The organism is Thermobacillus sp. ZCTH02-B1, assembly GCF_002159085.1.
GTDB lineage: Bacteria > Bacillota > Bacilli > Paenibacillales > Paenibacillaceae > Thermobacillus.
In genome coordinates, this window is record NZ_LZRU01000023.1 from 11,322 (window position 1) to 30,159 (window position 18,838).

Sequence of the window (18,838 nt, forward strand, 5' to 3'; positions counted from 1 at the left end):
GTCAGTCAAACCGGACATAGACGGGGCGCACTCCTTTAAGCTATAATTATTAAGTAAATTTTTGCGGCCGGCGTCATCCGCAAGCCGTCCATACCGATCCTGCGCACGGAGGCGAACGTATGGAGAAATACGTCAACAGCTACGTGATCGTGGTCGTTTTTGTCGCGCTGGGCATTCTGCTCCCGATGGTCGCGCTGGCGGCGGGTCGCATCCTTCGCCCGAACAAGCCGACCGCGGAGAAGCAGATGACCTACGAGAGCGGGAACGACCCGGTCGGCGAAGGACAGGTTCGCTACAACATCCGGTATTACCTGTACGCGCTGATGTTCGTCATATTTGATGTCGAAACCGTTTTCCTCTATCCCTGGGCCGTCGCTTACAATCAGCTCGGCCTGTTCGCGCTGGTGGAGATGCTGATCTTCACGGCCCTGCTGCTGGTGGGGCTGTTCTATGCCTGGAAGAAGAGGGTGCTGAAATGGGATTCGATCTAGAATCGATTACGCCTGAAGAGCGCGAGGAGCTCAGCCGCAACGTGCTGCTGACGTCGCTGGAGCAGATCAAGGCCTGGGCGCGCAGCCATTCGATGTGGCCGCTGACGTTCGGGCTGGCCTGCTGCGCGATCGAAATGATGGGCACGGGCGCCGCGCACTACGACCTCGACCGGTTCGGCGTCTTCTTCCGTCCCTCGCCGCGCCAGGCCGACGTCATGATCGTCGCGGGCACCGTCACGAAGAAAATGGCGCCGCTGCTCCGCCGTCTGTACGAACAGATGCCGGAGCCGAAGTGGGTCATCGCGATGGGCTCGTGCGCGACCGCGGGCGGTCCCTACGTGCGCTCGTACTCCGTCGTCAAGGGCGTCGACCAGATCGTGCCCGTCGACGTCTACATTCCGGGCTGCCCGCCCAATCCGGCGGCGCTCATCTACGGCATCAACAAGCTGCGCGAAAAAATCCGCTACGAGGCGAAGACCGGGAAGCAGGTGACGAATCGGTGAGCGAGGAGCAAAAGCGCGAGGAGAGCCGGCCGGCGGAGCCGGAAGCCGCGCGCCGTGAGGATGCGGCCGAAGCGCGGACCGGCGGGCCGGCGGACGCGCGCGTGGAGAATGCGGGCGAAGAGAAGCGGGATGAACCGGCGGCCGAAGGCGGCCGGGAGACGGTGACGGCGCGGGAGGCGTCCGGCGGCGGGTCCGCCGGAACGGAAGCGGGGCAGCCCGCGCAGCCGCAGCCGGACGCCGCATCGGATCAGCCGGCATCCGCGGCGGGCGCGGAAGCGGAGGGCAAGGCCGCGCCGGCCGGAGACGGAGATGGCGCACGCGCCGGTGACGGCGCGGATGCCGGCACGGGCAAGTCCGGCGGCGAGGCCGCCGATGCGGGCAAGGCGGCCGTTGATCCCGAGCGCGAGGCGAAGATTCGCGCCGCGCAGGAGGCGCGCGCCGCGCGCCTCGCGGCGAAGGCAGCCGCGGGTGCGGCCGCAGGCGGCGCCGCAGCGGGCAAAGACGCCGCGGCGGCGGAACCGAAGCCGCCGTCGCCGAAGCAGCCCTGGCTTGACGAGGCCGTCGAATTGCTGAAGACCGAAGTGCATCCCGAAGCGGTCGAAGAAGCGACGATCAACGCGCTGTCGGACGACATGCCGACGATCGTCGTGAAGGCCGAGCATTGGCCCGCGGCGGCGAAGCTGCTGCGCGACCACGAGAAGCTGGGTTGCAGATATCTCCGCAACGTGACGGGCGTCGATTACGAGACGCACATGGAAGTCGTCTATTTCGTCATCAACATGGAGACGAAGCGCGAATACGCGATCAAGATTCGTACGGACCGCGAGCATCCGTCCGTTCCCTCGGCCGTGCCGGTGTGGCCGGGAGCGGACTGGCCCGAGCGCGAGATCTACGACCTGCTCGGGATCGAATTCCCCGGGCATCCGAATCTGCGCCGCATCCTGATGCCGGACGACTGGGTCGGCCATCCGCTGCGCAAAGACTACGTTCCGCTCGATCCGGAGGTGTGACGCGTGATCCGTACCGAAGAACTGCTGCTCAACGTCGGTCCGCAGCACCCGAGCACGCACGGCGTGTTGCGCATCGTGGTCAAGCTGGACGGCGAAGTGATCAAGGAAGCGACGCCCGTCATCGGCTATCTGCACCGCGGAACGGAGAAGCTGGCGGAAAGCCTGAACTATACCCAGATCATCCCGTACACGGACCGGATGGACTACCTGTCCGCGATGACGAACAATTACGTGCTCTGCTACGCGGTCGAGAAAATGATGGGCATCGAGGTGCCGGAACGCGCCCAGTTCCTGCGCCTCATCGTGATGGAATTGCAGCGCATCGCGAGCCATCTCGTCTGGTGGGGCACCTATCTGCTTGACCTGGGCGCGCTGAGCCCGTTCCTGTTCGCGTTCAAGGACCGCGAGAAGATCGTCGACCTGTTCAACGAGCTGTGCGGCGCGCGCCTCACCTACAACTACATGCGGGTCGGCGGCGTGAAATGGGATGCGCCTCCGGGGTGGATCGACAAGGTTCGCGACTTCATCCCCTACATGGAGAAGCAGCTGCAGGATTACGACCGGCTGGTCACCGGCAACGAAATTTTCCTCAACCGGGTGAAGGGGATCGGCAAATACGACGCCGAGACGGCGATCGCCTGGGGCCTCTCCGGCGTGAATCTGCGCTGCACCGGCGTAAAATGGGATTTGCGGAAAGACGAGCCCTATTGTATTTACGACCGGTTCGAGTTCGACGTTCCGGTCGGGAAGAACGGCGACTGCTATGACCGGTACCTGCTCCGGATCGAAGAGATCCGCCAGTCGCTGCGCATCCTGAAGCAGGCGGTCGAGCAGTTCCCGTCTTCCGGCGAGACGATGGGCAAGGTGCCGCGCGTCATCCGTCCGCCGGAGGGGGAAACGTATGTCCGCATCGAGGCGCCGCGCGGCGAGCTCGGCTGCCATATCGTCTCGAAGGGCAAGGCGGAGCCGTATCGCCTGAAGTTCCGGCGGCCCTCGTTCAACAACCTGCAGATGCTGCCGAAGCTGCTCGTCGGCGAGACGATGTCCAACCTGATCGCGATTCTGGGCGGCGTGGACATCGTCCTCGGGGAGGTCGACTGCTGAGATGACGAAATGGCTGGAGCAACCCCTGTCGTGGGAAAACGCGCTCTTCTTCACCGCCATGGCGGTCGTCTTCCTGCTGATCGTGCTTTTGTACGTCGTGTACGCGATTCTGTTCGAGCGCAAGGTGCTCGGATGGATGCAGTGGCGGCACGGACCGAACCGGCTCGGCCCGTGGGGGATGTTCCAGACGGTGGCGGACGTCCTGAAGCTGCTGTTCAAGGAGGACACGATCCCGCGCAAGGCCGACCGGGCGCTGTTCATCATCGCGCCGGCGCTCTGCTATGCGCCGTCGTTCGCGGTGCTCGCGGTCATCCCGTACACGCGCGAGCTGTATTTCGCCGATCTGAACGTCGCCGTCGTCTATTACGCGGCGCTGTCGGCGATCTCCACGATCGCGATCGTGCTCGGCGGCTGGGCATCGAACAACAAGTATTCGCTGCTCGGCGGCATGCGGTCGGGCGCGCAGATGATCAGCTACGAGGTGCCGCTCGTCCTTTCGATCGTCGGCACGGTCATGATGACCGGCAGCATGAACCTGCGCAAGATCGTCGAGGCGCAGGGCGACTGGTTCTGGCAGTGGAACTTCCTGCCGCAGATCATCGGATTCGGCGTCTTCCTCGTCGCGGCGGTGTCGGAGCTGAACCGCTCGCCGTTCGACCTGCCGGAGGCGGAGTCCGAGCTCGTCGCCGGTTACCACACGGAGTACAGCGGCTTCCGGTTCGCGTTCTTCATGCTGGCGGAATACGTCTACATGTTCGCGATCGCGGGGCTCGCGTCCGTGCTGTTCCTCGGCGGCTGGCGACCGCCGGCGCCGTTCCTGGATTTCATTCCGGGCATTGTCTGGATGATCCTGAAGATGGCCTTCGTCATCTTCTTCCTGTTCTGGCTCAGGGCGACGATGCCGCGCGTGCGCATCGACCAGCTGATGGGATTCGCCTGGAAGGTGCTGCTGCCGCTGGCGATTTTGAACGTGTTCGTGACGGCCGTCGGCCTGGAGCTTTTCATCAAGGGATAACGGGGGGACAAGGCCATGAAAGGCATGATCCAGGGTCTGGGCGTCACGCTCAAGACGATGTTTTCGAAGAAGGTCACCTATGCCTACCCGGATGAGCCGCTCAAGATGCCGGACCGGTTCCGCGGCATCCAGCATTTCGACCCGGACAAATGCATCGTCTGCAACCAGTGCGCGCGCATCTGTCCGACGCAATGCATCACGCTGACCGGCAAGCCGAATCCGGATCCCGAGAAGAAGGGCAAAGTGATCGACACGTACGACATCAACTTCGAGCTGTGCATCCTGTGCGATCTCTGCACCGAGGTGTGCCCGACGGAAGCGATCGTCATGACGAACAATTTCGAACTGGCGGCATACAGCCGCGACGAGCTGTTCAAGGACCGCGAATGGCTGGAGAACAACAACACGAACATCCGGCAGGACAACAACAATATCGGCGCGCCGCAGAGAGGAGGCGCGAAGTAACCGATGGGCGGATTCTACATCGACTGGTCCGGCGAACTGGTTGCGTTCTTCGCGTTCGCCGTCGTCATGATCGTCGGCGCCGTGCTGATGCTGACGCTGACGAAGGTCGTGCACATGGTGGCCTCGCTGGCGGCCGTCTTTCTCGGGCTCGGCGGCATGTTCGTCGTGCTGGAGGCGGAGTTCGTCGCGTTCACGCAGGTGCTCCTCTACGCGGGCGCCGTCACGATCCTGCTGATCTTCGGCATCATGATGACGGATCATCAGGCCGTGCAGCGGGAGCCGGTGCGGCCGGCACACGAGATCGTCTCGGCCGTCGCATCGATCGTGCTGTTCGGCATCCTGTTCTACGCGATCCGGACGACGGAATTCGCGCCTTCGGCTCCGCCGCTGCAGGCCGGGGTCGACAACGCGATGGAGATCGGCAAGCAGCTCTACACGCAGCACGTCATTCCGTTCGAGCTCGTGTCGGTTCTGCTGACGGTCGCATTCATCGGCGCGATCGTGATCGCGAAGAAGGAGGCGGAGTAAGGCGTGCTGTCCTCGTATCTGACCATGGCCGCCATTCTGTTCTGCATCGGGCTGTACGGCGCGCTGACGAAACGCAACGCCGTCATCGTGCTGATGTCGGTGGAGCTGATGCTCAATTCGGTGAACCTGAATCTGGTCGCCTTCTCGAAATACGGCGTCGTGCCGTCGCTCACGGGACAGATCTTCTCGCTGTTTACGATCTCGGTGGCGGCCGCCGAGGTGGCCGTCGGCGTCGCGATCCTGATCGCGCTGTTCCGCTCGCGCGGCTCGGCGAACGTCGACGAATTCAATGAGATGAGGAGGTAGCGGCATGGAAACCGTGCTTTCGCAATACGCCTGGCTCGTACCGGTCTTCCCGCTCGCGGCCTTCCTCATCCTGCTGGCGTTCGGCCGCGGCATGAAGCGGACCGGTCCGGTCATCGCCACGCTCGGGTCGCTCGCGTCGCTCGTCCTGTCGGCGCTGGTGCTGATCGAGCAGCTCGGCGGTGCGGATGAGTACAACAACGGCTTCGACTGGATCCAAATCGGCGGCTACACGCTGACCGTCGGCTTCGACGTGACGAACCTGACGGCGCTCATGATGGTCGTCGTCTCGCTCGTCGCATTCCTCGTCAATGTATATTCGATCGGCTACATGAAGGACGACGAGCGCATCTCCGTGTTCTTCGCGTACGTGGCGCTGTTCACGTGCTCGATGCTCGGCCTCGTGATCGCCGACAATCTGCTGATGCTCTACATCTTCTGGGAGCTCGTCGGCCTCTGCTCGTTCCTGCTGATCGGCTTCTGGTATTACAAACCGGAGGCGAAGGCCGCGGCGAAGAAGGCGTTCATCGTCACGCGCGTCGGCGACGTGGGGTTCCTGATCGCGCTCCTGCTCCTGTTCTGGTACATGCCGGATCATGACCTGTCGTTCGCCGCGATCGCGAACGTGTTTGGTCAAACCGGCCTGATCACGGAGGGCATCACGACGCTGATCGCGATCCTGATCTTCCTCGGCGCGGTCGGCAAGTCCGGCCAGTTCCCGCTGCACGTCTGGCTTCCGGACGCGATGGAGGGTCCGACGCCGATCAGCGCCCTGATCCACGCCGCGACGATGGTCGCCGCCGGCGTGTTCCTCGTCGCCCGCACGTTCCCGATCTTCGAGGCGTCGCCGGCGGCGCTCGACACGGTCGCCTGGGTGGGCGCCTTCACCGCGATCTTCGCGGCGTCGATCGCGATCGCGCAGGACGACATCAAACGGATTCTGGCCTACTCCACCGTCAGCCAGCTCGGCTACATGATGATGGCGCTCGGGCTCGGCTCGGTGACGGCGGCGATGTTCCACCTGTTCACGCACGCGTTTTTCAAGGCGCTCCTGTTCCTCGGGGCGGGCAGCGTCATCCACGCGGTGCATACGCAGAACATCCACGAGATGGGCGGCCTCGGCAAGACGATGAAGACGACCGCCTGGACGTTCGCGGTCGGCGCGCTGGCGCTGGCCGGCATTCCGCCGCTTTCGGGCTTCTGGTCGAAGGACGCGATTCTGGCGGAGGCGCTGCACGACCATCCGGCGCTGTTCGCGATCGGCATCGCGGCCGCGCTGCTCACGGCGCTCTACATGTCGCGGCTGTTCTTCCTCGTCTTCGCGGGCAAGCCGCGGAAGGGCGCTTCGGGTCACGAGTCGCCGGCCGTCATGACGGTGCCGCTCGTCGTGCTCGCGCTGCTGGCGGTCGTCGCGGGCTTCGTCGAGATGCCGTTCGAAGGAACCGGCTGGTTCGGCGAATGGCTGACGGGACATGCCGCGGCGCATGAAGGCACGGCGCTCGTCATGCTCGTTTCCACGGCGGTCGGCCTCCTGGGCATCTATCTCGGCTGGCTGATCTACGTGAAGGGCGCGATTCCGCGCGACGCCGTCACGAAGCGCATGCCCTGGCTGACCCGGCTGCTGGAGCGGAAATATTACATCGATGAAATCTATCATGCGGTCTTCGTGGTATCGCTGCGCGCGATCGGGCGGGCCTTCGATGCCTTCGACCGCCATGTCGTCGGCGGCGCCGTCCGGCTGGCCGGCGGTGCGGCGGTCTGGACGGGACGCGCTGCCACCCGGATGCAGAACGGCCAGCTGCAGTCCTACGGCCTGTATGCCGTGATCGGTCTGGTCATTCTCGCGGCGGCGATCGCCGGAAGGAGGTTTTGGTGATGGCGGGCTCTTTTCCCTGGCTGACGCTGCTGACGTTCTCGCCGATCATCGGGCTCATCGTCCTGCTCTTCCTGCCGGGGACGAACCGTCGCGCGCTCCGCTGGACCGCGATCGTCACGACGCTCGTCCCGCTCGCCCTGTCCCTCTGGCTGTTCGCCGTGCATGATGCGTCGGACCCGGACGCCTTCCGGGAGAAGGCGGACTGGATCACGATCGCGCTCAACCACGAGGCGGTCAACATCGAATCGAGCGCCTACGTGTTCCAGTATCATCTCGCGATCGACGGCCTGTCGCTGCCGCTCGTGGTGCTCGCGTCGCTCGTCGCGGTGATGGCCGCGCTCGCGTCCGTTCACATCAAGAAGCGCTGGAAAGCGTTCTACGTCTGGTTCCTGCTGCTCGAGACGGGGATGCTGGGCGTGTTCCTCGCGCGCGATCTGATTCTGTTCTTCCTGTTCTTCGAGCTGACGCTGATCGCGCTGTTCTTCCTGATCGGCATCTGGGGCTCGCTGAACCGGGAGAAGGCGGCGAACACGTTCCTCATTTACAACGGGCTCGGCTCGGCGCTCATGCTGATCGCGTTCGTGCTGCTGATCGCCACCGCGGGCGCGTCGCTGAACGCGACGCAGCAGGGGGGCGACCTGGTCTATACCGGCGACTACGCGACGATCCGGTCGAATCTGACGGCCGAGAATTCGCTCACGAATCTGCCGGGCCATTACGAGAACCCGTTCGCGCTGAGCGACGGCATGCGGTGGGCCATCTTCATCCTGCTGCTCGCGGCGTTCGGCATCAAGCTGCCGATGCTGCCGTTCCATACCTGGATGCTGCGCGTCCACGCGGAGGCGCCGCCGTCCGTCGTCATGATCCACTCGGGCGTGCTGCTCAAGATGGGCGGCTACGGTCTCATCCGCTTCGGCGTCGGGCTGTTCCCCGGGCTGGCGGAGGAGGCGGCGTTCGTGCTGGCGCTGCTCGGAGCCGCTGGCGTGCTGTACGGCGCGGCGCTCGCGTTCGTCCAGACGGAGTTCCGGCTCGTGCTCGCCTATTCGTCGGTCAGCCACATGGGCATCGTGCTGCTCGGGATCGCGTCGCTGAACGAGATCGGCCTGCAGGGCGCGGTGTACCAGCTCGTCTCGCACGGCCTCATCTCGGCGCTGCTGTTCCTGATCGTCGGCAGCCTGCATGAGCGGACCGGCACGACGGAGCTGGACGAGCTCGGCGGCCTCGCGCGTCCGATGCCGTTCATGAGCGGCATGCTGCTGGCCGCGGGGGTGGCTTCGCTCGGGCTGCCCGGCCTGTCCGGGTTCGTCGGCGAGTTCCTCAGCTTCCTCGGCCTGTTCGAGACGATGAAGTGGGTGACCGCGATCGCCGCGATCGGCGTCATTCTGGCGGCCGTGTACATCCTGCGCAGCGTGCTGAAGATCACGTTCGGCCCGCAGCAGGAGCGCTATGCGGCGCTGAAGGACGCGCGGCTGATCGAAGCCGTGCCGATGATCGCGCTCATGGCCTTCATCGTGCTGCTCGGCATCTATCCTTCCGTACTGACGGATGCGATGCAGGGCAGCTTCGACGACATCATCGCGCAGCTCAACGCGAGGATGGGGGGGTAACCGCATGTTGATGACGGCAACGCAAGCCCTTACCGGGCCGGATGTGGCTTACCTCGTCCCCGAGATCCTTCTCGTCGGCGCGGCGATTGTGCTGACGGTGCTTGATCTGCTGCTGCCGAACACGGTTCGCCGCGGGTGGATCAGCTGGCTGACGCTCGCCTCGCTCGCCGGCGCCGCGGCCGCCGTCATCGGGCAGTTCGCGATGTTCAATCCGTTCGACGGCGACGCGGAGGTCGTGTCGCTGCTTTCGGACAGCTACCGGATCGACGGCTTCGCGCTCGTGATGAAGCTGGTCATCCTGACCGCCTCGATGCTCATCCTGCTGATGGGCATCCGGACGATCGAGCGGGACGATGCGATTCCGGACAAGGGCGAGACGTTCACGATGATGCTGCCCGCCGTGACCGGCGCGCTCGTCCTCTGCTCGACGGCGGATCTGATCACGATGTTCGTCGGCCTCGAGCTGCTCGGCATCTCGACGTACGTGATGATCGGCTTCCGCAAGAAGTCGAGCCTCGCGTCCGAAGCGGCGTTCAAATATATCGTGATCGGCGCCGTTTCGTCCGCGATCATCCTGTTCGGCATGTCGTATCTGTACGGGGTAACGGGATCGACCAACCTCGGCTGGATCGCCTGGGCGCTGGAGCAGGCGGCGGCCGATTACCAGGCGCTCGTCTATGTCGCGCTGTTCTTCATCGTCGCCGGCTTCGCGGTGAAGATCGCGGCCGTGCCGTTCCATGCGTGGGCGCCCGACGTCTACCAGGGGGCGGCGACGCCGGTCACCGCGTTCCTGGCCGTCGTCTCGAAGGCCGCGGCGTTCATCGCGCTGGTCCGGGTGATCTTCAACACGGCCGTCATCCAGACGCCGTTCATCCTCGGGCCGGGGGTCAGCCCCGTCGGCGAGGACGTGCTGCTCGCGCTGAAGGTGCTCGCGGCGGCCGCGATGATCGTCGGCACGACGGCGGCGCTGCGCCAGAAGAACGTGAAGCGGCTGCTCGCGCTGTCGGGTGTCGCCAACGCGGGCTATCTGCTCGTGCCGCTCGCGATCGGGATCGGCTCGACGTCCACGAACAATCTGGGCGACTTCGCGTTTTACCTGGTCGCCTACCTGTTCATGACGATCGGCGCCTTTGCGGTCATGGCGGTCGTCGGCCGAGCGGCCGGCCACGACGAGCTGAAGGGCTACGCCGGGCTGTATTACCGCGCACCCTGGACGGCGGCGGGCATGGTCGTGCTGCTTGTCTCGCTCGCCGGGCTGCCGGTGACGGGCGGCTTCTTCGGCAAGCTGTTCATCCTGCTCAGCGCCGTGCAGATGAAGGATTACTGGCTGGCGGCGATCATGGTCGTCACCAGCGTCATCTCGTACTACTTCTACTTCAGCATCATTCGCCAGATGTTCATGCGGACCGCCGAGACGGAGGCGAAGCTCAGCGTCCCCGCCCCGACGGGCATCGTGGCGTGGATTTGCGTCGTTGCGACGCTGGCGCTCGGTTTTCTGCCGAACGCGTTCATGGACATGTTCGAGCAGGCCGTGACGCTGTCGCGCGACATCTGGATCGCGGTGCCGAAGTAATCCGGCGCACTGCAACCGGCTTTTTGGGGAAAGGATGGACGGCCGGACGGCCGGCTGGGGGCGGCGGTCCGGGAAAAGAGAGAAGATACGGAATGTCCGGCCGCATCTTGTCCGGATTGGACGGGATGCGGCCGGATCGCGTTTTCGGGGGCTGAATCGGTGCGGGCGCAAGCGGCGGGTCGAGGTGGCGGAAGCGGGCTCGCAACGCGGACGAACGTGCGTAAAAAGTCACGTGAAAGTTTTTTAAGCGCACCGGCACATCCAATCGATTATAATAGGTTCATGGCATGGAGGATCGGGTCATGGATAAGGACAGATCGTGATGCGCATGATATACGGGAACGGCCGAATCAGGGAAAACCGGATGGACGGGGAACGGAACGGACGGCGCCGGCGGCGCGGCGCGGCCGCAATCGCGGCTGTGCTGGCGTTTGCGCTGGCTTTTGCCGTCTTGCCGGGTGCGCCCGGCGGGGAGGCGGCTTCGGCCGCGGCATCGGGCGGCGCCAGACCGCGCGCCGCCGGCCATGCACCCGCGGACGGACCGGCACAGGGGGCGGCGGAAAGCGGATACGCGGCCGCAGGTTGGGCGCTCAAATGGCGGGAAGGCGCCGCGGCCGATCCCTCGCGGCTTCCCGGCACCGTCGTGCGCATGCGGCAGCCGGAGATCCGCGTCGACCTGGTCGAACCGGAGGAGGGGGTGGATCCGGAGCGCTGGCTCGAACGACTGAGCGCGCATCCGGATGTGGAATATGTCCATCCCGTCGGGAAGGTGAAGCTGCTCGCGTCGGAGGGAGGATCCGGCAAGGAGCGGACGGACGGAGTCACGGCGGCGATGGATCGGCCGGACAGGCCCGACGATCCCCATCTGGACAAGCAGGGGCATCTGTCGCTGATCGGTGCCGATCGCGCCTGGTCACTGGCGCCGGGCATGGCAACCGACCTGACGATCGCGGTCGTGGATACCGGAATCGACCTCGATCATCCGGATCTGAAGGACAACCTTGTGGACGGGATCAATCTGATCTCCCCGGGCCAGCCGCCCGAGGACGACAACGGGCACGGCACCCGGGTGGCCGGCGTGCTGGCGGCCGTCGGCAACAACGGCATCGGGACGGCCGGCGTGCTCTGGAAGGCGAAGATCATGCCGGTCAAGGCGCTGGATTCGAGCGGATACGGCGACGAGGAGATGCTCGGCGAGGCGATCGTGAGGGCGGTGGATGCCGGCGCGAAAATCATCGTGCTCTCCGTCGGGCTGTACCGCTATTCCCCCTACATGCTGGATGTCGTCCGTTATGCCGAGGAGAAGGACGTGCTGCTCGTCGCGGCGAGCGGCAATGACGGCGTGCTGCACGGCGGCAAGGCAGCGGTCAAATATCCCGCCGCCTATCCGACCGTGTTCGCCGTGGCCGGTGTCGCTTCGGACGGCAGCCCGGAACCCCGATCCAACGCCGGACCGGAAATCGATATCGCGGCGGCCTGGGAAGTGTACACGACGTCACGGGGCGGCGGATACCGAAAGGAAGAAGGCACGTCGATGGCGGCGCCGCAGGTCGCGGCGGCGGCGGCGCTCGTCTGGTCGCGGGAGCCGAATCTGAAGGTCTGGCAGGTCCGGGAGAGACTGATGCAGACGGCGCAGGACATCGGCGCTCCCGGACGCGATCACCAGTCCGGAGCGGGGCTGCTCCGGGTCGATCGGGCGCTGCAGGCGAAGCAGACGCCGGATGCGCGGGAGCCGAACGACACGCGCCAGAAAGCGGCCGTGCTGCCGTACGCCAATCAGATCGCGGGCAGCCTGAGCGGCGGTACCGACGTTGACTGGTTCAAAATCGAGGTGCCGCATGACGGCTGGCTGACGGTAACGTTTGAGGGGCATCCGGGCGAGCGGAAATCCCATCCCGCCGTATCGGCGACGCTGCACCGGCCGGACGGGTCCCGGACCTCGACGGAATGGCGGAAGGACGACTCCGGGGCCGAGTGGCAGGTGAAGCGCGGAACGCATTGGCTCGAATTGAAGTTCCTGAACGGGAAGGATCAGACGGTCGTGCCGTACAAGCTCACGACCGGATTCCGGATGGCGGCCGACGCCTTCGAGCCGAACGATACGCGGGAGGCCGCGCGTCAGGTGACGCTGGAGAACGGTCGGCTGAAGCTGACCGGCACGTTCCACCGGCAGGGAGACCTGGACTGGTTCGCCGTGACGATCGACCAGACGGGCGATTTGAAGGTGACGCTCTCTGTCGACACGATGCGCATCGATCCGGCCCTGCTCATCAAGCCCGAACGCGGCGGTCCGGAACAACGCATCGACGATTACGGCGAAGGCGTCACGGAGCGGGCGAGCATACCGGTGAACCCGGGGCGTTACCTGATCCGCGTGCGCGACGCCACGTCCGTTTCGTCCCATCCCGTGGTCGGCACCTATACGCTGATGCTGGAATTCGAGCGGAGGCACGTGGATCCGAACGAGCCGAACGACCGGATCTACCAGGCGACGACCATGACGCCGGGCACGGAATATCGGGGAGTATTCGCTGCCGCAGGGGATGAGGACTGGTTCCGATTCAGGCTGAACGCGCGCTCCGTCGTGACGGTCACGCTGGACGGAGTGCCTTCGGACCGCCGCGTGAAGATGGAGGTGTTCGACCGGCGCCAGCAGCTCATCGAAACGATCGAAACGCCGGCCGGAGCCGGCGGCCTGCGCGTCGAGCGCGAATATGATGAAGGCGATCACTACATCCGGCTGACGGCCGACCGGCCGTTCGACCGGAGTCTGTACCGGCTGCGGGTGAACGTGGAGCGGTTGACGGGCGGTTTCCGCGACATCGCCGGCCACTGGGCGGAGGAGGCGATCGTGAAGCTGAGCGGGCTCGGCCTCGTGTCGGGCACGGGCAACTGGCGGTTCGAGCCGGATCGCGGCATTTCCCGCGCGGAGTCGGTCACGCTCCTCGTGCGGGCGCTGGCGCCCGCCGGCTCGTCCGGCGCCCGGACCGCTTACCGGGATGTGGGCGCGGGTCATTGGGCCTACAACGCGATCCGGCGGGCGACGGCCGCCGGCATCGTGAACGGCATGCCGGACGGCACCTTCGGTCCGTCCCGGCCGGTGACGCGGGCGGAAGCGGCCGTCATGATCGGCCGGGCGCTCGGCCTCAAGCCGCTGGACGCGGCGGCGCCGGCGTTCGCCGATCTCCGGCCCGGCCACTGGGCTGCGCCGATGGTCAACCGGCTGAAGGAAGAGGGGCTTCTGATCGGTTTCCCCGGCGGGCGGTTCAGGCCGGATGAACCGATCAGCCGCGCGGAATTCAGCGTGTTGCTGCTCCGCGCATTGGAGGAGAGGAGAATGAGCTGAGATGGAGGACATCTATTTCTCCGTCGGGATGAATGCGCTTCTGGCCATGGTCATCATGCTGCTGAGCGTCTACCTTGCCTGGGTCCTGCTGCAGGAGCTCAAGCTGGAGGTATTCCTGAAGCAGCCCAAGGGCAGACGGGCGATCCTGCTGCGGCTGATGCTCGCGGTCGCGATCGGCTACCTGTTCTCCCGCTTCGTGCTGGACTACTGGGAATGGTCGGCGTCGCTGCGGCTGCTTGTCGAATAATGCGGACCCATTTCGTCAACAATGGTATTGATTCTGCGTCCCGAATCCCGCCTGCGGTCCCGAAAGATGCAGATTGTACGGAAATTTGCGCAGTTCCTGTAAAGATTCGAAAAATTATGCTTGTCGATCTGTGTAAGAAAATGCTAAGATTGTTCAGAGAGAGTTGGACGGATGAAAAACTGCACGTGTTCGGATCGTGAAAGGTCAGGATCATGTGCGCGGAGGGACCCATATGAGCAAAATCATCGTACGCGGCGGCCGGCGGCTCTCCGGATCGGTTCGCAACAGCGGCGCCAAAAATGCGGTGCTGCCCATTCTGGCCGCGTCGCTGCTCGCCGAAGAAGGCGTCAGCATCATCCGTGACGTTCCCCTCCTTGATGACGTGCTCACCATGCGGCAGGTGCTGACGTCGCTCGGCGCGGATTTCCGCCATGAAGGCGACGCCGTAACCGTCGACGCATCATCGCTGAACAGCTTTGAGCCACCCTATGAACTCGTCCGCAAGATGCGGGCTTCTTTCCTCGTGATGGGACCTCTGCTGACGCGATTCGGACAGGCGCGCATTTCGCTTCCCGGCGGATGCGCGATCGGCACGCGCCCGATCGACCAGCACCTGAAAGGCTTGGAAGCCATGGGGGCGGATATCGCCCTTGGGCAAGGTTACATAGACGCCCGCACGAACGGCAGGCTGAAGGGGGCCAAGATCTATCTTGACGTGCCGAGCGTCGGCGCCACGCAGAACATCATGATGGCCGCCGCGCTGGCGGAAGGGACGACGATCATCGAGAACGCGGCCCGGGAGCCGGAGATCGTCGATCTGGCCAACTTCATGAACAAAATGGGAGCCGTCGTGCGCGGCGCGGGCACGAGCATGATCCGCATCGAGGGAGTCGACCGTCTGTGCGGGGCCGAGCACACGGTCATTCCCGATCGGGTGGAAGCCGGCACCTATATGGTGGCCGCCGCCATCACCGGCGGGGATGTCCTGATCGAAGGCGCGATCGTCGACCATTTGACGCCGGTCATTTCGAAGCTGGAAGAGATGGGCGTCGAAATTCGGGAGTGCGAAAACGGCATCCGCGTGGCGGTGAACCGTCCGCTCAAGGCCGTCGACGTGAAGACGCTCCCGCATCCGGGGTTCCCCACCGACATGCAGGCGCAGATCATGGCGCTGCTCATGGTGGCGGAAGGGACGAGCGTCGTGACGGAGACGGTGTTCGAGAACCGTTTCATGCATGTGGAAGAATTCCGCAAGCTGCAGGGACAGATTCGCGTGGAAGGCCGGTCCGCGATCGTGACGGGCGGCGCCAGGCTGGTCGGCGCGAAGGTGTGCGCCACCGATCTGCGCGCGGGCGCCGCGCTGATCTGCGCCGCGCTGGCGGCCGAAGGCGAGACCGAGATCACGGGCGTTCATCATATCGATCGCGGGTATCTGCAGATTACGGAGAAGCTGGCGGCGCTCGGCGCCGACATCCGCCGGATCGATGCCGAGGCGGATCCCGCCAAGGCGGCGGGGGCGCTGCATGCGGTGCGGCCGGAGGAAGAGGGGGCGCAGACCGTCTTCGTCCGCGACAAGGAGCCAGCCCTCGTGCAGGTGCGGCCTTCGTGGGCATAATGGCAACGTGATGCAGGAACGCGCCGGTTGCGGCGCGTTCTCTTTTTTTGTCCGGCGGTGCGGCCGAAGCGGCGGGAGGACCGGCTTGCCGTCCGCATGCCGCAGCCCGGACTCGTTTTTTTTTTTTTGCATTCGAAGGGGGTTCCGCCGAATTAGGGGCCACATGTTCGCTTGCGTTTGCCCGGAGCGGGCGGGAGAGTCACCGGTCTGCCCGTTCCGGTGCCCGTCCGGTTCAGCGGAGGCGGGTCCGGTTCGTGTGACGGGAGGACGATGTGCCGGCGGCAGGACGAGAAGGCGGCAGCACGAGGAAGGCTCCGGGAGCGGCGCGGACGCGGGAGGGCGAGACCCGCGGCCGCGAATCCGGGGGCGGAGCGCTGTCCGGCAACGGGAGGTTCGCGGTTCTGTTCTAGCAATCCGCTTCATAGGATGTAGCAGACCCGTCGGATGAGAGATTCAACCGGACGAACCCGTGTCGATTGGAGGGTATGCGGAATGCGACGAAGACCGGCATGGTGGCGCATCCTGCGGGGCGGTGGCGGAAGGACGGGAATCCGGACGGCATTCCTGGCCGGCATGGCGGCGGCCATGTTGGCGAAGACGATCATGGCGGGCGGGGATCTGTCGGAATCCGGCGGTTCTTCCGCGGGATCCGGCGCGGGCCGGACGGACCGGACGGTCGGGGCGCCGGGAGCGGAGCGGATGGAGGAAGCTGCGACGGCGGCATCCGTCGGCGACCGGCGGTCGGCCCGCGGCCCGGCCGGGATCGGAAGCAAACGGCGGCCGCCGGGGAATGCCGGGACGGCCGGCGAGGGAAGCGAGCGGCGGTTGAAGGACGGAGGCGCCGGTGACGCAAGCGCGCCGGTTCGGCCGGAAGCCGGGCGGGCCGACGGCACGGGCGTTCCGGTGCCGTCGGGCACCGGACGAGCCGAAGGCGGAGGCATCCCGGAGGGGGAGACGGCCGCGGCCGGACGCATCACCGGACGGCCGGAGGACGGAAGGTACGGAGGCAACGGCGCATCGGCGCGTGCGAAAACCGGACAGGCCGGCGTTGAAGACGTATCGGGAATCACGGAATCCGGCGGTCCGGAAGAGCCCCTCGTGCGCGTCTATCTGGAAGGCGGGCGGCGGGTGGAGACGGTGCCGCTGGAGACGTACGTCCGCGGCGTCGTGGCGGGCGAGATGCCGGCAAGTTTCGAGCTGGAGGCGCTGAAGGCGCAGGCGATTGCGGCCCGGACGTACATCGTCCGGAAGCTGCTCACCGGGCCGCAGGACGAAGGCGGCGGGCGCCGGGACTACGATGTGACGGACGGCGAGGCCGACCAGGCGTATGTTCCGCTGGAGCGGATGCGGCAGCTCGAGTGCGAGCGGACGGAGGACATGGAACGCATCGAACGGGCGGTCGCCGAGACGGAAGGACTGGTGCTGGTCTACGACGGCGAACCGATACAGGCGGTCTATTTTTCGACTAGCGGCGGCCATACGGAGAATGCGGAAGACTACTGGTCCACGGAGGTGCCCTATCTGCGAAGCGTGCCCAGCCCGTGGGACGCGCTGATCTCCCCCCGGTACGAGCAGGTGATCGAGATGGGGCGGGAGGAGTTCTATGACCGGCTCGGCATCGGCAAGCGGGACCGGAAGGGCGGCATCCGGGTGTTGAGCAGGACGGCCGGCGGCAGCGTGAAAGAACTCCGGGTCGGCAGTAAAGTCCTGTCCGGCCGCGAGGTGCGCGAAGCGCTGGGGCTGCCGTCGGCCAATTTCAGCCTGAGCGTCCGGGACGACACCATCAGGCTGGTCTGCCGCGGTCACGGGCACGGCGTCGGCATGAGCCAGTACGGCGCACAGGCGCTGGCCCTGGCGGGCAATGATGCGGAACAAATTCTCTCCTGGTATTACCGGGGCGCCCGGCTGGTCCGTTCTGAAAATCTCGCGGGACGATTCGAAAGTTTCAAAACTTGAAAATTATCAATCGCCGGACGTATAAAAGATTCCTCACTGGCAAGAATGGCTGGTGAGGTGATCGAAAAATGAATGAACAGGACAAGCAAAAACCGCTTGAGGAAACGACCAGGCAGTCCCGCAGCGGTGCCGCCGGACCGGGCGGCTGGAGGCGATTGCTGTCGAAGAAATGGGTATCTCCGGCGCTGTTCATGGCCGCGGCGGCAATCATCGTAACGATCATGTGGCTCTACCAGGGGACGACCGAGAAGGCCGACGTCAAGCCGGCCGATGAGGGGTCCGCCGAAGTGAGCGACGTGACGACGGAAGATGAGACCGCCGCGGACGAGAAGACGCTGGAGGTCATCGCGGACAACGAGACGATGCAGTGGCCGGTCGTCAACCGGAGCGAGCTCGAGATCGTGCTTCCGCACTACGACGCGGACGCGCCGAGCGAAGAGCGGCAGCAGGCGCTGCTGGTGTCCGGTACGACGTACATTCCGCACATGGGCATCGATCTCGCACGGCCCGACAACGCCGCATTCGAAGTCGTTGCCGCGATGAGCGGCAAGGTGACGGTCGCCGAGCAGCATCCGACGAACGGGTATGTCGTCGAGATCGAGCATCCGGACGGGCTGGTGACCGTGTACCAAAGCCTGGGCGAGATCAGCGTCAAGGCCGGCGACGAAGTGAAGCAAGGCACGCTGATCGGCAAGGCGGGTCGCAGCGAGCTCGAAAAGGATTTCGGCGTCCATCTGCATTTCGAGGTCCGCGAGAACGGCACGCCGGTCAATCCGTTGGCGCTGCTGGACGAGGAAGAGTAAGACGCGGACCGGAAGCCGGATGAAGCCGGATGAACGCATCCTGCGGATGCCCGCCGGCGCGATGGCGTCCGGCGGGAATTCCGGAGGGCTTCCGGCGGCTCCCGCGCGGTTCAGCGGGAACGGGCCGAAACGGCCGGTTGGGCGAAGCGGCCGGCAGGCGGAAAGCCGGGGATGAAGCGGGACCGCGGAACCGCCCGCCGGACGATCCCGTCTGCGGCCATCGGGTCCGTGCGGAACGGCAGGCCGATACGGGTACGCGGAACGACCCGGCAGGCGGGATGAACCGGGACCGCGGGCCGGCCGCACGATCCGGCGTCGGGCATCCGGTCCCGGACGGTCCGCAGACCGTGAAGCGCCAGCACATCCGAACGAAGAGAGCAGGGCGGGAGACCCTGC

The 18,838-nt window shown here is 65.4% G+C and carries 16 protein-coding genes; all 16 read left to right on the forward strand.

Annotated elements, in window-relative coordinates:
- The first annotated feature begins 119 nt into the window (after window positions 1–119).
- The 16 genes from A9Z00_RS10125 (at window position 120) to A9Z00_RS10200 (ending at window position 18,442) form a co-directional block, all read left to right on the forward strand.
- Complete coding sequence (locus A9Z00_RS10125; protein ID WP_296976675.1) at window positions 120–491, forward strand: NADH-quinone oxidoreductase subunit A; 372 nt, start codon at window positions 120–122, stop codon at window positions 489–491.
- Complete coding sequence (locus A9Z00_RS10130; protein WP_296976678.1) at window positions 476–994, forward strand: NuoB/complex I 20 kDa subunit family protein; 519 nt, start codon at window positions 476–478, stop codon at window positions 992–994. The genes A9Z00_RS10125 and A9Z00_RS10130 overlap by 16 nt, the downstream gene beginning before the upstream one ends.
- Window positions 991–2,004, forward strand: coding sequence for an NADH-quinone oxidoreductase subunit C (locus A9Z00_RS10135; RefSeq protein ID WP_296976681.1), 1,014 nt, complete (start codon window positions 991–993; stop codon window positions 2,002–2,004). Before A9Z00_RS10130 ends, A9Z00_RS10135 begins: the two co-directional genes overlap by 4 nt.
- A 3-nt stretch (window positions 2,005–2,007) precedes the next feature.
- Window positions 2,008–3,108 carry an NADH-quinone oxidoreductase subunit D gene (locus A9Z00_RS10140; protein WP_296976684.1) on the forward strand — a complete coding sequence of 367 codons (1,101 nt, stop codon included), beginning with the start codon at window positions 2,008–2,010 and terminating at the stop codon, window positions 3,106–3,108.
- Window position 3,109: 1 nt separating this feature from the next.
- Complete coding sequence (gene nuoH / locus A9Z00_RS10145) at window positions 3,110–4,123, forward strand: NADH-quinone oxidoreductase subunit NuoH (RefSeq protein ID WP_296976687.1); 1,014 nt, start codon at window positions 3,110–3,112, stop codon at window positions 4,121–4,123.
- A 15-nt stretch (window positions 4,124–4,138) separates the two neighbouring features.
- On the forward strand, window positions 4,139–4,588 hold the full coding sequence (gene nuoI, locus A9Z00_RS10150) for an NADH-quinone oxidoreductase subunit NuoI (RefSeq protein ID WP_296976689.1): 450 nt from the start codon (window positions 4,139–4,141) through the stop codon (window positions 4,586–4,588).
- A gap of 3 nt (window positions 4,589–4,591) precedes the next feature.
- Window positions 4,592–5,116, forward strand: a complete 525-nt coding sequence (locus A9Z00_RS10155; protein ID WP_296976692.1) for an NADH-quinone oxidoreductase subunit J — start codon at window positions 4,592–4,594, stop codon at window positions 5,114–5,116.
- 3 nt (window positions 5,117–5,119) lie between these two features.
- Window positions 5,120–5,422 (forward strand): NADH-quinone oxidoreductase subunit NuoK, encoded by a 303-nt coding sequence (gene nuoK, locus A9Z00_RS10160; RefSeq protein ID WP_296976693.1) that lies wholly within the window; start codon window positions 5,120–5,122, stop codon window positions 5,420–5,422.
- Window positions 5,423–5,426: 4 nt separating this feature from the next.
- Window positions 5,427–7,295 carry an NADH-quinone oxidoreductase subunit L gene (gene nuoL / locus A9Z00_RS10165; protein WP_296976695.1) on the forward strand — a complete coding sequence of 623 codons (1,869 nt, stop codon included), beginning with the start codon at window positions 5,427–5,429 and terminating at the stop codon, window positions 7,293–7,295.
- Window positions 7,295–8,902 carry a complex I subunit 4 family protein gene (locus tag A9Z00_RS10170; protein WP_296976697.1) on the forward strand — a complete coding sequence of 536 codons (1,608 nt, stop codon included), beginning with the start codon at window positions 7,295–7,297 and terminating at the stop codon, window positions 8,900–8,902. The genes nuoL and A9Z00_RS10170 overlap by 1 nt, the downstream gene beginning before the upstream one ends.
- A gap of 4 nt (window positions 8,903–8,906) precedes the next feature.
- Window positions 8,907–10,475, forward strand: coding sequence for an NADH-quinone oxidoreductase subunit N (locus tag A9Z00_RS10175; protein ID WP_296976699.1), 1,569 nt, complete (start codon window positions 8,907–8,909; stop codon window positions 10,473–10,475).
- Window positions 10,476–10,797: 322 nt separating this feature from the next.
- Complete coding sequence (locus A9Z00_RS10180) at window positions 10,798–13,821, forward strand: S8 family peptidase (RefSeq protein WP_296977134.1); 3,024 nt, start codon at window positions 10,798–10,800, stop codon at window positions 13,819–13,821.
- 1 nt (window position 13,822) lies between these two features.
- Entirely contained in the window at window positions 13,823–14,068 is a 246-nt protein-coding gene (locus tag A9Z00_RS10185) for a DUF1146 domain-containing protein (RefSeq protein ID WP_296976701.1), read from the forward strand.
- A 232-nt stretch (window positions 14,069–14,300) separates the two neighbouring features.
- Window positions 14,301–15,683: a UDP-N-acetylglucosamine 1-carboxyvinyltransferase gene (gene murA / locus A9Z00_RS10190; protein ID WP_296976703.1), complete on the forward strand. Its 1,383-nt coding sequence runs from the start codon at window positions 14,301–14,303 to the stop codon at window positions 15,681–15,683.
- A 492-nt stretch (window positions 15,684–16,175) separates the two neighbouring features.
- The gene (spoIID, locus tag A9Z00_RS10195; protein WP_296976705.1) at window positions 16,176–17,639 is read left to right on the forward strand and encodes a stage II sporulation protein D; all 1,464 of its coding nucleotides are present in this window, start codon (window positions 16,176–16,178) and stop codon (window positions 17,637–17,639) included.
- Between the two features lie 68 nt (window positions 17,640–17,707).
- The gene (locus A9Z00_RS10200) at window positions 17,708–18,442 is read left to right on the forward strand and encodes a M23 family metallopeptidase (protein WP_296976707.1); all 735 of its coding nucleotides are present in this window, start codon (window positions 17,708–17,710) and stop codon (window positions 18,440–18,442) included.
- Window positions 18,443–18,838 lie beyond the last annotated feature (396 nt).

Excerpts from the sequence above, each read along its gene's own strand:
- A9Z00_RS10125 (WP_296976675.1), top strand. The coding sequence starts at position 120 with ATGGAGAAATACGTCAACAGCTACGTGATCGTGGTCGTTTTTGTCGCG.
- A9Z00_RS10130 (WP_296976678.1), top strand. The coding sequence starts at position 476 with ATGGGATTCGATCTAGAATCGATTACGCCTGAAGAGCGCGAGGAGCTC.
- nuoH (WP_296976687.1), top strand. The coding sequence starts at position 3,110 with ATGACGAAATGGCTGGAGCAACCCCTGTCGTGGGAAAACGCGCTCTTC.
- nuoI (WP_296976689.1), top strand. The coding sequence starts at position 4,139 with ATGAAAGGCATGATCCAGGGTCTGGGCGTCACGCTCAAGACGATGTTT.
- A9Z00_RS10155 (WP_296976692.1), top strand. The coding sequence starts at position 4,592 with ATGGGCGGATTCTACATCGACTGGTCCGGCGAACTGGTTGCGTTCTTC.
- nuoL (WP_296976695.1), top strand. The coding sequence starts at position 5,427 with ATGGAAACCGTGCTTTCGCAATACGCCTGGCTCGTACCGGTCTTCCCG.
- A9Z00_RS10170 (WP_296976697.1), top strand. The coding sequence starts at position 7,295 with ATGGCGGGCTCTTTTCCCTGGCTGACGCTGCTGACGTTCTCGCCGATC.
- A9Z00_RS10175 (WP_296976699.1), top strand. The coding sequence starts at position 8,907 with ATGTTGATGACGGCAACGCAAGCCCTTACCGGGCCGGATGTGGCTTAC.
- A9Z00_RS10180 (WP_296977134.1), top strand. The coding sequence starts at position 10,798 with ATGCGCATGATATACGGGAACGGCCGAATCAGGGAAAACCGGATGGAC.
- A9Z00_RS10185 (WP_296976701.1), top strand. The coding sequence starts at position 13,823 with ATGGAGGACATCTATTTCTCCGTCGGGATGAATGCGCTTCTGGCCATG.
- murA (WP_296976703.1), top strand. The coding sequence starts at position 14,301 with ATGAGCAAAATCATCGTACGCGGCGGCCGGCGGCTCTCCGGATCGGTT.
- spoIID (WP_296976705.1), top strand. The coding sequence starts at position 16,176 with ATGCGACGAAGACCGGCATGGTGGCGCATCCTGCGGGGCGGTGGCGGA.
- A9Z00_RS10200 (WP_296976707.1), top strand. The coding sequence starts at position 17,708 with ATGAATGAACAGGACAAGCAAAAACCGCTTGAGGAAACGACCAGGCAG.